The organism is Microbacterium sp. NPDC089320 (assembly GCF_040684875.1).
GTDB lineage: Bacteria > Actinomycetota > Actinomycetes > Actinomycetales > Microbacteriaceae > Microbacterium.
On sequence record NZ_JBFBGY010000001.1, the window covers coordinates 131,422 to 145,925 of the forward strand.

A 14,504-nucleotide genomic window follows, 5' to 3' on the forward strand; every position below is an offset into this window, starting at 1 on the left:
GCATGTCGAACGCCATCGCCGAAGCTCCCGCGGACACGACGGAGGAGACGGGCATCCAGTCGTTCATCGTCACGTTCAACATCCGTCGGTTCGACCCCGAGATCGACGCCGAGCCGCACTGGGTCGACTACGACGTGGAGCTGTACTCCACCGACCGCGTGCTCGACGCTCTGCACAAGATCAAGTGGGAGGTCGACGGCTCGCTCACCTTCCGCCGGTCGTGCGCCCACGGCATCTGCGGATCCGACGCCATGCGCATCAACGGCCGCAACCGCCTCGCCTGCAAGACGCTGATCAAGGACCTCGACATCTCGAAGCCGATCTACGTCGAGGCGATCAAGGGCCTGCCGCTCGAGAAGGACCTGGTGGTCGACATGGAGCCGTTCTTCGCCTCCTACCGCGAGGTGCAGCCTTTCCTCGTCGCCAACTCCGTGCCCGAGAAGGGCAAGGAGCGCGTTCAGAGCATCGCGGATCGCGAGATCTTCGACGACACCACCAAGTGCATCCTCTGCGCCGCGTGCACCTCGTCGTGCCCCGTCTTCTGGACCGACGGGCAGTACTTCGGACCGGCAGCGATCGTGAACGCGCACCGCTTCATCTTCGATTCCCGCGACGACAACGCGGCGGTCCGTCTCGACATCCTCAACGACAAGGAGGGCGTCTGGCGCTGCCGCACGACCTTCAACTGCTCCGAGGCGTGCCCTCGCGGCATCGAGGTCACCAAGGCGATCGCCGAGGTCAAGCAGGCGGTCCTGCGCGGCCGTCCCTGACTCCTCAGCAGCGATGAGAACGGGCGAGCATCCTCCGGGATGTTCGCCCGTTCTCGTCGCTTGGATAGGGTGAGATCGTGTCCGAGCCCGATGCCTCAGCAGAGCCCCGTCGCCTGGATGCGGCCGTGGAGCGAGCGACCGCGCTGACGACGCGGACCCTGGGACTCTTCCCCGTGCGCGTCTGGCGCCATTTCCTGCAACACAACGGTTTCCTGCTCGCAGCGGGCGTGAGCTACCAGGCGCTCTTCGCCATCTTCGCCGCGGTGTACCTCGCCTTCGCGATCATCGGCCTCTGGCTCGGCGGCAGCCCGGAGGCGGTCGACGGTCTGATCGACATCATCAACAGCTACGTGCCCAATCTGATCCTCGAGGAGGGCGGGGTGTTCACTCCCGCTCAGGTTCAGGAGATCGCCGCAAGCACGACGGGACTTCTCGGAGTCACCGGCCTCATCGCCCTGGGAACGGTCATCTGGACGGCGATCGGCTGGGTGACCTTCTCACGCAGGGCCACGAGGGACATCTTCGGGCTTCCCCCCGACACGCGCAGCTATGTGATCCTGAAGGCGCGCGACCTGCTGGCCGCGCTGATCTTCGGCATCTCTCTCATCGCGGGCTCGCTCCTCAGCTCGGCCAGCGCCGCCGTGCTCATGTGGCTGCTGCACCTGTTGGGGTGGGACTCGGGGTCGGACGGACTGAACCTCGGCATCCGCCTCGGCACCGTCATCGTGTCGTTCGTCCTGATGTCCTCCGCCCTGGCGGCGATGGTGCGATTCCTCACCGGCACATCACTGCGCTGGCGGACCATCTGGCCCGGCGCCCTTCTCGGCGGAGCGGCGATGACGGTGCTGCAATACGGTGCGGGATTCCTCCTGAGCTACACGCCCTCCAACCCGCTGCTCGCCACGTTCGCGATCTTCATCGGCCTGCTGCTCTGGTTCCGGGTGAACGGGGTGGTGATGCTCGTGGCATCGTCGTGGATCGCCGTCGCCGCGCAGGATCGGGATCTGCCACTGCTGGCTCAGTCCGAGGCCGAGCGCCGGGTCGTCGAACACGAGACTCTGCTCATGGCGGCACGCATCCGCGTGCGCGAGGCGCATGCGGCCAGCGACAGCGCACCGTGGTACGACATGTGGGGCACCCGCAGGGCTGTGCGCACCGCCGAGCGGGAACTGGCAGAGCTGGAGGCATCCGCTCCCCCTCCCGTCGACACCGGCTCGCCGTTCGCTCAGCGACTGCTGGCCGAGCTGCAGCGAAACCGCGATGTCGGCGACCCTCGTTAGGGTGGAAGCATGCCTCATCTGCGTATCGCCACGGTCAATGTCAACGGGATCCGAGCGGCGGCTCGCAACGGCATGAGCTCCTGGCTCGACGCCGCAGACGTCGACATCCTCACGCTGCAGGAGGTCCGCGGCCAGGACGAGCATCTCGAGGCGGCATTGCCCGGATGGACCTTCGTTCACGACGAGGCCACAGCCAAGGGCCGCGCCGGCGTGGCCATCGCCAGCCGTCTGCCCGCTCTCGCGTCGCGCACCGACTTCGGTGCCCCCGACTTCGACTCGAAGGGGCGCTGGATCGAGGCGGACTTCCTCATCGGCGACCGCCCGCTGACTGTCGTCAGCGCCTATGTGCACAGCGGCGAGGCCGACACTCCGAAGCAGGACGAGAAGTGGAAGTTCCTCGACGCGTTCGGCGTGCGGCTGGCTGAGCTCGGTCAGACCGAGGGGTCGCTCGCGCTCGTCACCGGCGACCTCAACGTCGGCCACCGTGAACTCGACATCAAGAACTGGCGCGGCAACCGCAAGAAGGCCGGTTTCCTGCCTCGCGAGCGCGCGTACTTCGACAGATTCCTCGGGGCGGCGGGGCAGCCCGTCGAGGGAGTCGACGGATCGACCGGCACGGGCCTCGGGTGGGTGGATGTGGGCCGCGTGTTCCATGGCGAGGTCGAGGGGCCCTACACCTGGTGGTCGATGCGCGGGCAGGCCTTCGACAATGATTCCGGGTGGCGTATCGACTACCACCTGGCGACTCCCGCTCTCGCTGAGAAGGTCACGGCCTATCACGTCGCCCGCGCGGCGGCATACGACCAGCGCTGGAGCGACCACGCTCCGGTCGTCGTCGACTACACCTACTGAGCGACAGACGGGCGACCGCGGGCGGCCCGCGCGATCAGAGGCGACCGGTGCCGCTTAGGATTGACACCGTGACCAAACCTCGCCTTTACTCAGGAATGCAGCCCTCCGCCGATTCGCTTCAGATCGGAAACTACATCGGGGCGCTCCTGCAGTGGCGGGACCTCCAGAGCTCGTACGATGCGTACTTCTCCGTGGTCGACCTGCATGCGCTGACCGTCGCGCAGGACCCTGCCGAGCTGCGCGAGAAGACCCGCCGAACTGCCGCTCAGTACATCGCCGCGGGCATCGAGCCCTCGCTGTCGACGCTCTACGTGCAGTCTCACGTGCGCGCACATGCGGAGCTCGCCTGGATCCTGTCGACCATCACCGGCTTCGGCGAAGCCGGCCGCATGACGCAGTTCAAGGACAAGTCGGCCCGCTACGGCACCGACGCCACGAGCGTCGGCCTGTTCACCTACCCGGTGCTGATGGCAGCCGACATCCTGCTGTACCAGACGGACGTCGTGCCTGTCGGCGACGACCAGAAGCAGCACGTCGAACTGACCCGCGACCTCGCCGAGCGCTTCAACTCTCGTTTCGGAGAGACGTTCGTGGTGCCCCGCCCCGTGATCCAGAAGGACACGGCGCGCATCTACGACCTGCAGAACCCGACATCGAAGATGTCCAAGTCGGCGGAGAGCGACGCCGGTGTGCTGTGGATGCTCGACGACCCCGCGAAGTCGGCGAAGAAGATCATGCGCGCGGTCACGGACAACGAAGGCTCAGTCCGTTTCGACCGAGAGAACAAGCCCGGGGTCTCGAACCTGCTGACCATCTACGCGGCGCTCTCGGGGCGTCAGGTGCCCGCGATCGAGGACGAGTACGCCGGCCGTGGCTACGGGGACTTCAAGAAGGGGCTCGCCGAGGTCGTCGTGAGCGAGTTCGAACCGGTGCGGGCTCGCGCTCTCGAGCTTCTCGACGACCCCGCGGAACTCGATCGGATCCTCGCGCAGAATGCCTCGCGAGCGGATGCCGTCGCCGATGCCACACTCGGAGCCGTCTACGACCGGGTCGGACTGCTTCGTCGCGTCTGACGTCGCCAGCCATAGGATGGGGGCGTGACTGATCCGCAGCAGCCCCCGTCCGGTGCCGTGCCTCCTGTACCTCCCGTGCCCCGGCCGGCCGACGAGCAGCCGCAGTTCCCGCCGCCCGCCGCCTACCCCGCGCCACCGACGGCTCCGCCTGCGTCAGCTCAGACCGCGCCTCCGGCATACGCTTCGGCACCCCCGGCACCCCCGGCTTACCAGGGCGCTCCTCCCGCGTACCCGACCGCTCCCCCGGCATACCAGGGCACTCCTCCCGCGTACCCGACGACTCCGCCGGGGTACCAGGGCGCTCCTCACGCGTACCCCGACGCTCCGGCTTTCCAGGCGGCCCCTCCCGGTGCCTACCAGGTTCCGGTCGGAGGCTACGCGGCGCCTGCCGGTGCATACCAGGCCCCGGTGATCGCCGAGAAGAAGTCCGGGCTTCTCGGCATCCTGGCCCTGGTGCTGGCCGTCGTGGCGGCCGTAGTGACGCCGATCATCGCGGGCATCTCGGGGTTCGAGATCGGTCGTCGCCTTCCGGACGGTTTCGACACGACCTCACCGGACTTCCTGTCGGTCCTCTCGCCCGCGAGAGACCAGGTGCTGTGGGCGGAGATCTCGTTCTGGATCGGGACGATCCTCGGCATCGCGGCCATCGTCATCGGCATCATCGCCATCCGCAAGAAGCAGGCGCGCGGCGCGGCCATCGCCGCACTCGTGATCGCGGCGCTCGGCCCGATCATCTTCTGGGTCGTGCTGCTGGTGACGCTGTCGACGGGAACCGCGACCGGCGTGCTTCCCTGACATCCGACACTCGCGACGGGTGAACCGCCCGGTGGTTCACCGTGGAGCGTGGTGCTTCTGCTGCGCGGCGAGCAGTCCGTCCTCGACGAGCAGCTCGACCGCGTCCGCCGCATCCGATACGAGGATCGGCAAGTTGGCGCGCTCGTCCTTGCCGAATGGCGAGAGCACCCAGTCTGCGGGGTTCTGACGCCCTGGAGGGCGACCGATGCCGACCCGAACCCGCGGGAACTCCGGTGTCGTCAGGGCACGCGCGATGTCTCGGACGCCGTTGTGCCCGCCATGGCCACCGCCGATCTTGAGCTTGACGGTGTCGAACGGGATGTCGAGCTCATCGTGGACGACGATGACCTGCTCCGGCGGCACGGAGTAGAACCTCACGAGCGCCGCCACCGGAGTGCCGGAGACGTTCATGAAGGTGTTCGGCTTGGCGAGCACGAACTTGTCGCCCCCGGGACGCAGCCACGTCTCGACGACACGCGCTCCGCCCTTGTGCTCACGGAAGCTCTCGCCGCGGCGCGAGGCGAGTTCGTCGACGACCATCTGGCCGATGTTGTGGCGCGTATCCGCGTAGCGCGGGCCGGGGTTGCCGAGCCCCACCACGAGCCAGGTGGATGCCATGTGGTCGTCCTCTCGGAATGCGGGCCCCGCTCGGTGCCCGGTCAGAATACGACAGAGGGGGCGCGATCTGCTCGCGCCCCCTCTGTGATGCAGTCAGCTGTGCGCTGCGACTGCGGAGATCACTCCGCGGCGTCTTCCTTCGCAGCCTCGGCCTCGGTCTCGCCCTCAGCGGGCTCCTCGGCGGTGGTGTCCTCTTCGAGGTCGAGAACCGGAACGGAGACGGCGACGACGAGGGTCTCGGGATCCGTCAGCAGCGTCGAGCCCTTGGGCAGCGCGACGTCGGCGGCCGTGATGTGCGCGCCCTCCTCGAGGCCCTCGACCGAGACCTCGATGTTCTGCGGGATGTGCGTGGCCTCGGCCTCGATCGACAGCGTGGTCGACTCGAGGTTCGCGATCGTGCCGGCGAAGGGCTCGCCCGTCACGACGAGGGGAACGTCGATGGTGACCTTCTCGCCCTTGCGGACGACGAGCAGGTCGATGTGCTCGATGATCTGGTGCACGGGGTCCTTCTGGACGTCCTTGACCAGGGCGAGCTGCTCCTTGCCGTCGATGTCGAGCTCGAGCAGCGCGTTGGCGCGGCGGATGATGAGCGAGACCTGGTGGCCGGGCAGCGCGACATGCACGGGCTCGGTGCCGTGACCGTAGATGACGGCGGGGATCTTGCCTGCGGCGCGCAGACGACGGGCGAAGCCCTTGCCGAAGCTCTCGCGGAGCTCGGCGACGACCTTGGTGTCTTCAGACATGGGGGTTCTCCTTCGGGGCACGCAGCGACAGCTACGCGGTGGTCTTGGAATTGTTCTCGAACGCAGACACGTGAGGAAAGCCACCGGCTTGCTTCGCCGCGTCGATAACGGATGCCAGCGCACGCGCAGAAGCATCCCTCGCCGAGGTACTCCTCTCATGGTACCGGATGAGCCGGTAGGCTGAGAACACCGATCCCTCACTGCAGAACACGGAGTTCCCTCATGCTCGACGGCGCCTTCTTCTCCCACGCGATCGCCTGGATCATCGGCGCGATGACCGTGTGCGCGGCCGGCCTCAGCTTCGCGGCGCTCTTCGCCCTCGGCCGGTCGGGATACCGCAAGGACTGACCCCCGTCGCGTCCGTCACCACCCGTCACACGGGAGCACCACCCCGGACGCCGCGATAATCTGGGAGCATCCCCCTCTTCTCGATCTAGGAGCCATCTGTGCCCGAAGCATCAGCGAACATCGGAGTCGTCGGACTCGCCGTCATGGGTTCGAACCTCGCCCGCAACCTCGCCAGCCGCGAGGGCAACACGGTGGCGATCTTCAACCGCAGCTACGAGAAGACCGCGACGCTCGTCTCCGAGCACCCCGAGGCGGAGTTCGTCCCCGCCCAGACCTACCAGGAGTTCGCCGACTCGCTGCAGAAGCCGCGCACCGCGATCATCATGGTCAAGGCCGGCGGCCCGACGGATGCGGTGATCGACTCGCTGGTCGAGGTCTTCGAGCCGGGCGACATCATCGTCGACGGCGGCAACGCCTACTTCCCCGACACCATCCGCCGCGAGAAGGCCGTCCGCGAGACCGGCATCAACTTCGTCGGCGCGGGCATCTCGGGTGGCGAAGAGGGCGCGCTCACGGGCCCGTCGATCATGCCCGGCGGCTCGGACGAGTCGTGGGTCACCCTCGGCCCGATCCTGAAGTCGATCGCCGCGGTCGCCGAGGGCGAGCCGTGTGTCACGCACGTCGGCCACGACGGTGCCGGTCACTTCGTGAAGATGGTCCACAACGGCATCGAGTACGCCGACATGCAGCTCATCGCCGAGGCCTACGACCTGATCCGCCGCGGGACAGGCAAGTCCCCCGCCGAGATCGCCGAGATCTTCGCCGAGTGGAACAAGGGTGAGCTCGAGTCCTACCTGATCGAGATCACCGCCGAGGTGCTGCGCCAGGTGGATGCCGAGACCGGCAAGCCCCTCGTCGACGTCATCCTCGACCAGGCCGGCGCGAAGGGCACCGGCGCGTGGACCGTGCAGACTGCGCTCTCGCTCGGCGTCCCGGTCTCGGGCATCGCTGAGGCCACGTTCGCCCGTTCGCTCTCGTCGCACCCCGAGCAGCGCGAGGTCGCGGGCTCCCTGCCCGGCCCCGACGAGGCGTTCACCGTCGCCGACGAGACGGCGTTCATCGAAGACGTGCGCCTGGCGCTGTACGCGTCGAAGATCGTCGCCTACTCGCAGGGCTTCGACGAGATCCGGGCGGGAGCAGCCGAGTACGGCTGGAACATCGACCTCGGAGCGATCAGCAAGATCTGGCGCGGTGGCTGCATCATCCGCGCGCAGTTCCTCAACCGCATCGCCGACGCCTACGCCGCAGAGCCGGGCCTTCCCGTGCTCCTGACGGCCCCGTACTTCACCGAGGCGATCACGCGCGCACAGTCCGCATGGCGACGTGTCGTGATTGCGGCGGCCCAGGCCGGCATCCCCGCTCCGGCGTTCTCGTCGTCGCTGTCGTACTACGACGGCATCCGTGCCGACCGCCTTCCTGCCGCTTTGGTGCAGGGCCAGCGCGACTTCTTCGGCGCGCACACCTACAAGCGCATCGACAAGGAAGGCACCTTCCACACGCAGTGGTCGGGCGACCGCACCGAGATCGAGGCCGAAGACACGCACTGAGCGCAGTCCCACGCACGACGAAGGCCCCGGCGGGTTCGCCGGGGCCTTCGTCGTGTCTCACCGACCACTCGTCATCTCGTGATGTCCTGCACCGTGCCCTTCGAGAGACGCAGCCGCCTGGTCGCCCGGCGAGCGACCGCCGAGTCGTGCGTGACGACGATCATCGTGAGGCCCTCGGCACACAGCCCTTCGAGCAGCGCGAGGATCTCGTCTCGCATGCTCTCGTCGAGGTTTCCCGTCGGCTCGTCGGCGAGCAGCACCCGGGGGCGTTTCACGATCGCCCGAGCGATCGCCACGCGCTGCTGCTGACCGCCCGAGAGCTCGGTCGGCAGGTGGTCCCCGCGATCGTCGAGGCCGACGTGCGCGAGAGCCTCGGAGACGCGCGCCGCACGTTCCGCGCGAGAGAGATCCGTCGGCTCGAGGGCCATGTTCACGTTCTCAGCGGCCGTCAGCGTCGGGATGAGGTTGAAGCCCTGGAAGACGAAGCCGATCTCCTCGGCGCGGATGCGACTCAGCTCGCGGGCGGATGCCGACGACAGTTCGATGTCCCCGAGCATCAGCGACCCGGACGACGGCTTGTCGAGCGCGCCGAGCATCTGCAGCAGTGTCGATTTGCCGCCTCCGGTGGGCCCCTGGATCGTGACGAACTCGCCGGCCCCGATCGTGAGGTTCACGCCGGTCAGCGCCTTCACCAGCCGCCCCTTCTGCTGGTAGGTGCGAGTGACGTCGCGGGCTCGGTACATCGGAGCAGTGGTGTCTGCTCCACCCTCCGCGGGGGCGATATCTGCGATGGTCATGATTCTCTTCCTTGTCTGTGATGTCTGCTGAGGGTCACGCGACGGACCGCAGGGCTTCGGCCGGGCTCAGGCGCGCGGCCCGCCACCCTCCGAAGGCTCCGGCGACCAGGCCGCCGAGCACGGCGAGTCCGACAGCGGCGACGAGCACCCATGGGGTGAACGGAGCCTGCAGCACGATGTCAGCCGCCTGCTGGGTCTGGAACATGCCACCGCCACCGCCCGGCCCTCCGCCCATTCCGCCGGGGCCCGCATCGGCGCCGTTCGCCGCGGTCGCGGCCACGGTCGGCTTCACGAGATTGATGACGACGATGCCGGCGACCCCGAGCGCGAGCCCCACCGCTCCGCCGATCAGTCCCTGGACCATCGACTCTCCGGCGACCTGACGCACGACGCGGCCGTTCGACCAGCCGATCGCCTTGAGCGTGCCGAACTCGCGTGTGCGACGAGAGACGCCCGAGAGGGTCAGCAGCACCGACAGCAGCACGGCGACCGCCAGCACGATGACGGAGAGCCACGTGCCGAGGTTCGTGATCAGCGACGTCGCGCTCGAGAGCGAGCCGGAGACCGTCGAGGCGAGCTCGGACTGCGACGTGATCGTCGCGTCGGGGAGCTCGTCCGCGAGCGCGCTCTGCACCGCGTCGATCGAGGAGGCCGATTCGGCCTGCACGTACACGGTGGAGACGACGTCGCCGGCGCCCGAGAGCTCCTGGGCGGTGTCGAGCGGCAGGTAGACGTTGGCTGCGGTGTCTGCGGCGTCCGAGGTGGATGCCACGATTCCGACGACCTCGACGTCGGAGCCCGCGACATCGATCGTGTCTCCGACGGAGATCTCATTCGTGCTCGCGTAGGTCGCGTCGATGAGAGCGACGAGCGCGCCTGCGTCGTCGCTGTCGAGCGCACGTCCGTCACTGACCTCGACCGACGCGAGCGGACCCACCGATGCCATGGCCGGATCGATGCCCAGCACCGTGAAGGAATCGACGCCGAACGAGCCGCCGCCGGCGCCGTCCGCGCCGCCCTGTGGAGGTGCCTGACCCTCGGTCGGAGCACCACCCTCGGTCGTTCCGTCCTGACCCCCGAAGCCGCCGCTGGGCAGCTCGCCCGAGAACGTCGAGTTGGTGAGGCTGAGAGCCGCGGATGCCGCCGTCACGCCCTCCGTTGACGCCACCGTGTCGAGCACGGACGCGTCGAGGGTTCCGCGCACGAAGTCCGTCATGAGTGTCGACTGGCTCAGGGTCGTCGTGTCACCCTCGGTCGCACCGTCTTCCGAGCCGAAGTCGAAGCGCTGCCCACCACCCTCCCCCGGCTCCGCCGCAGCACCGGTGACGGTGAGGTCGGTGCCGACGCCGTACACCGATTCCAACGCCTGCGCCTGCGCATCCCGAACTCCCGCGGTGAGAGCGTTCACGATGATGACGAGCGCGATCGCTATCGCGAGCCCGATCGCGACGATCATCGTCTGCTTCTTGCGGCCCGCCAGTTCGCGCCGCAGATATGTCCCGTACATGTGTCTCCTTCTGCCGCGCCGTTCGCGGGGCCGATGATGACGCTAGGGACCGGACTTTTGCGAGACCGAGGGACCGATGATGAGAAGGCTATGTGTGACGGTTCTCACAGGAGACGCATAGAGCACTCCATAGAAACCCCATAGGTGATTCCGCAGAATGTACTCATGAGCACCGACCTTCCCGAACTGCGCCGCCCCGACGGCTCACCCCTGCGCATCCTCGCCGTCGACGACGAGCAGATGCTCACCGACCTGCTCGCGATGGCGCTGCGGATGGAGGGCTGGGAGGTGCGCACGGCGTCGTCCGGCCTCGAAGCCCTGCAGGTCGCGCGCGAGTTCGAGCCCGACGCTCTCGTGCTCGACATCATGATGCCCGACCTCGACGGCATGGCCGTGCTGCGACGGCTCCGCGAGTCGGGCAGCCTCGTCCCCGTGCTGTTCCTGACCGCGAAGGATGCCGTCGGAGACCGCGTCGCGGGCCTCACCGCCGGTGGCGACGACTACGTCACGAAGCCGTTCAGCCTCGAAGAGGTGATCGCCCGCCTGCGTGCGATCATCCGTCGCACGGGGCATGCGACCGCCGACGACGGCCAGTCGATCCTCCGCGTCGCGGATCTCACCCTCAACGAGGACAGCCACGAGGTCATGCGCGACGGCACCGAGATCGAGCTGACCGCGACCGAGTTCGAGTTGCTGCGATACCTCATGCGCAACGAGCGCCGCGTGCTCTCGAAGGCTCAGATCCTCGATCGCGTCTGGAGCTATGACTTCGGCGGAAAGTCGTCGGTCGTGGAGCTGTACATCTCGTATCTCCGCAAGAAGATCGACGCCGGGCGCACCCCCCTCCTGCACACCGTGCGCGGCGTCGGATACATGATCAAGGCGCCGCAGTGAGCAACACGAGGATGACCAGGCGCCCGATGAGCCTGCAGACCCGGCTGATGACCGCCGTGATCGGCTTCGTCTCGCTCATCCTCGTGATCGTCGCCGTGATCACCAGTGCACTGCTCGGAGGGACACTGGAGCAGCAGCTCCAGGAGAAGGTCATGGGCTACTCGGCAGGGGTCGCCCAGGCGGTCGGCAGCGTGCCGGCGCAGTACGCCGACATCGACTCGATCTTCGAGGGGCAGGGCTCGCGCGTTCCGCCCGGCATCCTCATGGCTGTCTCCAGCACTGCGGGGGGCACGAACGGAATCGTGTTCCCCGATACCAAGGGCGAGCTGAGCGGAGTGTCGCAGCCGCTGACGAGTGCCGATCTGGAGCGGATCGATGCAGCGCTCGACGGACGACGTGTGGGGACGGTGAATCTGGACGACTTCGGCTCCTACCTGGTCGTCGTCCAGCAGGCTCCCAATGGCGTCAATGTCGTGACGGGTCTCCCCCGCACCGAGATCCAGAATCAGCTGACGACGCTGCTCACCGTGATCGCTCTCGCGACGATCGGCGGGCTCATCCTGCTCGCCCTCACCACGGCCATCACCATCCGTGTCGGTCTCAGACCGCTCAGGGCGGTCGCCGCGACGGCCACGCGGGTGGCGAATCAGCCACTCGACCGGGGCGAGGTGCAGATCACCGAGCGCGTGCCCGCTGTCGAGGCCGATCCGCGCACAGAGACCGGGCTGGTGGGAGCGTCGCTGAATACCCTCCTCGACCATGTCAACGCGTCTCTCGCCTCCCGACAGAAGAACGAGGAGCGGATGCGACGGTTCGTCGCCGACGCGAGCCATGAGCTGCGCACTCCTCTGTCGTCGATCCGCGGCTACTCCGAGCTCTCGCTGCGTGCGCTGAAGCAGCAGGGCGGGGAGGCGGCCGTCGAGAGCACCACCACGTCGCTCGAGCGCATCCAGGCCCAGTCCCTGCGCATGACCCGCCTGGTCGAGGATCTGCTGCTGCTCGCCCGTCTCGATGAGGGACGCGAGCTGGTCTACGGCACTGTGGACCTGACTCAGCTCGCGCTCGAGGGACTCTCCGACGCGCGCCCCACCGCGGCCGACCACCACTGGAACATCGAGGCTCCGGACGAGCCCATCGTGATCGTCGGCGATGCCGGTCGCATGCACCAGGTCGTGGCGAACCTGCTCGCGAACGCTCGGACGCATACCCCTGCGGGCACCTCGATCACCCTGAGCGTTGCGCGGGAGGGCGATGAGGCCGTGCTGCGGGTGCACGACAACGGGCCGGGCATCGACCCGGGAGTGCGTGACGAGCTCTTCGCACGCTTCGCACGCGGCGACAGCTCGCGCGCACGCCAGACCGGCGGCACGGGGCTCGGACTGGCGATCGCGAAGGCCATCGTCGAGGGCCACGGCGGCCACATCACCGTCTCCAGCGAACCCGGTGACACGACCTTCACCGTGCGACTCCCGATCACCCCGACACCCTGAGTCTCAGGCCCGCAGCGTGTTCTGCCGGGACCGACCGCGTGCGCGTCTGCAGGACCCCGGCACGTCTGCAGGACCGCGGCACGGATGCAGGACGACACCAGCGGATTCGTCCGCCGAACGTGCTCCGGCCCTGCAGACGACTCGACGAGGATCCGAGGAGGAGAACGATCCCCCGGCCTCGACTGCGGATGCCCCGGACTCGACCGGCTCAGTATCCGGCGAAGGCGTCGGTTGTGAGCGAGCGCGCCTTCTGCAGAGCGGGAGCAAGATCCGCGATCAGCCGCGGCGGGCCCGAGATGTAGGAATGGCGCTCCCCGATGTCCGGAACATATTGCTCGAGAGCCGCGGCATCGAGGCGCGCGCCCTGCGCCCAGGTCCACCGCGCGGGAAGGTCGGCGGGCTCGTCCCGCGTGAACACGACCACGCGTGCACCCGTCGCGGCCAGCTCGTCACGGAAAGCGAGCTCGGAGCTGTCCGATGCCACGTAGACGAGCACCACGTCGCGCTGCTGCTCCGTCAGCATCAGCTGCCGCAGCTGCGACACGAACGGCGTGACGCCGATCCCGGCGGCCACCATCAGCACCGGCGTCTCGGCACGAGGGAGCAGGAAGTCGCCCCACGTTCCGGTCACCGCGAGCGCAGAACCCGGCTCGGCCGCCGCGAGTGCTCGCTTGTAGCTCGACGGATGCTTCTGATCGCCGTCCTTGTAGGCGATCCGGAGGGTGGGGAGGTCCGCAGGCGCCGAGACGATGCTGAATTCGCGGCGGGTGCCTCGTGCATCCGGCCGGGCGTGCGGCACGTCCAGTTCGAGATACTGCCCCGGTAGGAACTTCAGCGTGCCCTTCGCACGGAACGTCAGCTCCTGGGCGGTCGGTGTGATGAACTGCCGCTTCTCGAGCACGAGCCGCACCGCCCCGCGCAGCGCGAAGGCGAAGGCGAGCAGGTTGCCGATGAGCAGCGCGCGCTCCTGCCCGAGGGTGAAGAGCCCCCCGATCGCGATCGGCCATCCGGCGAGCACGCCGACGAGAGCCGCCACCGAGAACTGCTGCCACCGGCGCGGCGGCAGAGTCAGCGGCTCCGACAGCATGAACGCCCCGAGGAACAGGAACGGCGACTGCAGGATCGCGAACGAGAGCGCACTGCCGGCGTCGAACCCGATCGCGAACTCCTGCGCCTGAACGGCCTGCCGGAGCACCGAGACCGCGATCGCGACGAGCAGGAACACGGCGACGATTCGCACCTTCTCGGTGCGCCACAGCACGGCGAGTCCGAGGATCAGCACCGGGATGAAGAGCGAGGGGGTGCCGACCCACCAGGACGACGAGGTCCCCAGCCATTCGAAGGCTCCGAAGGACCCGAGGATCGACACGACAGCGGCGCCGAATGCCGCGGGGTTGAGGATGTGCCGACCTCGCCACGCGATCAGGTACTTGGAGAGGCTCGCGAGGGCTCCGGCGATGGCGAGGCCGAGCAGGGCATTCGGCTCGATGCCGGGGCGGAGCACGAACAGCAGGATCAGCGCCGTGACGAGCGACGACTCGATCCGCCATGGCAGACGCAGGATGCGCTGCGCCGCGGCATCCACCAGAGAGATGACGGCCGCGAGCACGACGAAAGAGACGAGGATCTCGATCGGTGTGGGCGAGACGATCACGCCGAGTGACGAGAGCACCACGGCGATCAGCGCGAGCATCAGCAGAGCGAACAGCACCAGTCGGTACATCGAGATGCCGCCCAGCAACGCAAGGACCCGCTGCCGCAGAGCGGTGATGGAGGTGATCACAGGTCTA

14 protein-coding genes are annotated in these 14,504 nt (G+C 68.0%); 9 read left to right on the plus strand and 5 right to left on the minus strand.

Translation table 11 applies throughout. The annotated features are described in order from the left end of the window. Positions 1–2: 2 nt before the first annotated feature. The 5 genes from AB0N61_RS00655 (at position 3) to AB0N61_RS00675 (ending at position 4,770) form a co-directional block, all read left to right on the plus strand. The gene (locus AB0N61_RS00655) at positions 3–770 is read left to right on the plus strand and encodes a succinate dehydrogenase iron-sulfur subunit (RefSeq protein WP_167947797.1); all 768 of its coding nucleotides are present in this window, start codon (positions 3–5) and stop codon (positions 768–770) included. 77 nt (positions 771–847) lie between these two features. Beyond that, positions 848–2,050 carry a YihY/virulence factor BrkB family protein gene (locus AB0N61_RS00660; RefSeq protein WP_363361035.1) on the plus strand — a complete coding sequence of 401 codons (1,203 nt, stop codon included), beginning with the start codon at positions 848–850 and terminating at the stop codon, positions 2,048–2,050. A gap of 9 nt (positions 2,051–2,059) precedes the next feature. Beyond that, on the plus strand, positions 2,060–2,902 hold the full coding sequence (locus AB0N61_RS00665) for an exodeoxyribonuclease III (protein WP_167947798.1): 843 nt from the start codon (positions 2,060–2,062) through the stop codon (positions 2,900–2,902). A gap of 68 nt (positions 2,903–2,970) precedes the next feature. Then, positions 2,971–3,975 carry a tryptophan--tRNA ligase gene (gene trpS, locus AB0N61_RS00670; RefSeq protein WP_363361038.1) on the plus strand — a complete coding sequence of 335 codons (1,005 nt, stop codon included), beginning with the start codon at positions 2,971–2,973 and terminating at the stop codon, positions 3,973–3,975. A gap of 24 nt (positions 3,976–3,999) precedes the next feature. Further along, positions 4,000–4,770 (plus strand): hypothetical protein, encoded by a 771-nt coding sequence (locus AB0N61_RS00675; protein WP_363361040.1) that lies wholly within the window; start codon positions 4,000–4,002, stop codon positions 4,768–4,770. A 36-nt stretch (positions 4,771–4,806) separates the two neighbouring features. On the opposite strand, the gene pth is transcribed toward AB0N61_RS00675, so the two are convergent. Further along, a complete protein-coding gene (gene pth, locus AB0N61_RS00680; RefSeq protein WP_363361042.1) occupies positions 4,807–5,388 on the minus strand; it encodes an aminoacyl-tRNA hydrolase in 582 nt (193 codons plus the stop codon). A gap of 119 nt (positions 5,389–5,507) precedes the next feature. Then, positions 5,508–6,131, minus strand: coding sequence for a 50S ribosomal protein L25/general stress protein Ctc (locus AB0N61_RS00685; protein WP_363361043.1), 624 nt, complete (start codon positions 6,129–6,131; stop codon positions 5,508–5,510). 222 nt (positions 6,132–6,353) lie between these two features. Here AB0N61_RS00685 and AB0N61_RS00690 point away from each other — a divergent pair, with 222 nt between their 5' ends. Both AB0N61_RS00690 and gndA read left to right on the plus strand, forming a co-directional pair. After that, positions 6,354–6,479 (plus strand): hypothetical protein, encoded by a 126-nt coding sequence (locus tag AB0N61_RS00690; RefSeq protein ID WP_363361044.1) that lies wholly within the window; start codon positions 6,354–6,356, stop codon positions 6,477–6,479. Between the two features lie 98 nt (positions 6,480–6,577). Continuing rightward, positions 6,578–8,026: an NADP-dependent phosphogluconate dehydrogenase gene (gene gndA, locus AB0N61_RS00695; protein WP_167947802.1), complete on the plus strand. Its 1,449-nt coding sequence runs from the start codon at positions 6,578–6,580 to the stop codon at positions 8,024–8,026. A gap of 71 nt (positions 8,027–8,097) precedes the next feature. Here gndA and AB0N61_RS00700 read toward each other — a convergent pair whose 3' ends face one another. Both AB0N61_RS00700 and AB0N61_RS00705 read right to left on the minus strand, forming a co-directional pair. Continuing rightward, on the minus strand, positions 8,098–8,769 hold the full coding sequence (locus AB0N61_RS00700; RefSeq protein WP_363362024.1) for an ABC transporter ATP-binding protein: 672 nt from the start codon (positions 8,767–8,769) through the stop codon (positions 8,098–8,100). Positions 8,770–8,857: 88 nt separating this feature from the next. Beyond that, the gene (locus AB0N61_RS00705; protein WP_363361046.1) at positions 8,858–10,330 is read right to left on the minus strand and encodes an FtsX-like permease family protein; all 1,473 of its coding nucleotides are present in this window, start codon (positions 10,328–10,330) and stop codon (positions 8,858–8,860) included. A gap of 165 nt (positions 10,331–10,495) precedes the next feature. Here AB0N61_RS00705 and AB0N61_RS00710 point away from each other — a divergent pair, with 165 nt between their 5' ends. Together AB0N61_RS00710 and AB0N61_RS00715 are read left to right on the plus strand one after the other, a co-directional pair. Beyond that, positions 10,496–11,224, plus strand: a complete 729-nt coding sequence (locus AB0N61_RS00710; protein WP_056280043.1) for a response regulator transcription factor — start codon at positions 10,496–10,498, stop codon at positions 11,222–11,224. A 26-nt stretch (positions 11,225–11,250) separates the two neighbouring features. Further along, on the plus strand, positions 11,251–12,714 hold the full coding sequence (locus AB0N61_RS00715) for an ATP-binding protein (protein WP_363361048.1): 1,464 nt from the start codon (positions 11,251–11,253) through the stop codon (positions 12,712–12,714). Positions 12,715–12,922: 208 nt separating this feature from the next. Here the strand turns inward: AB0N61_RS00715 and AB0N61_RS00720 are convergent, their stop codons facing one another. Continuing rightward, on the minus strand, positions 12,923–14,497 hold the full coding sequence (locus AB0N61_RS00720; protein ID WP_363361049.1) for a flavodoxin reductase: 1,575 nt from the start codon (positions 14,495–14,497) through the stop codon (positions 12,923–12,925). Between the last annotated feature and the right edge of the window lie 7 nt (positions 14,498–14,504).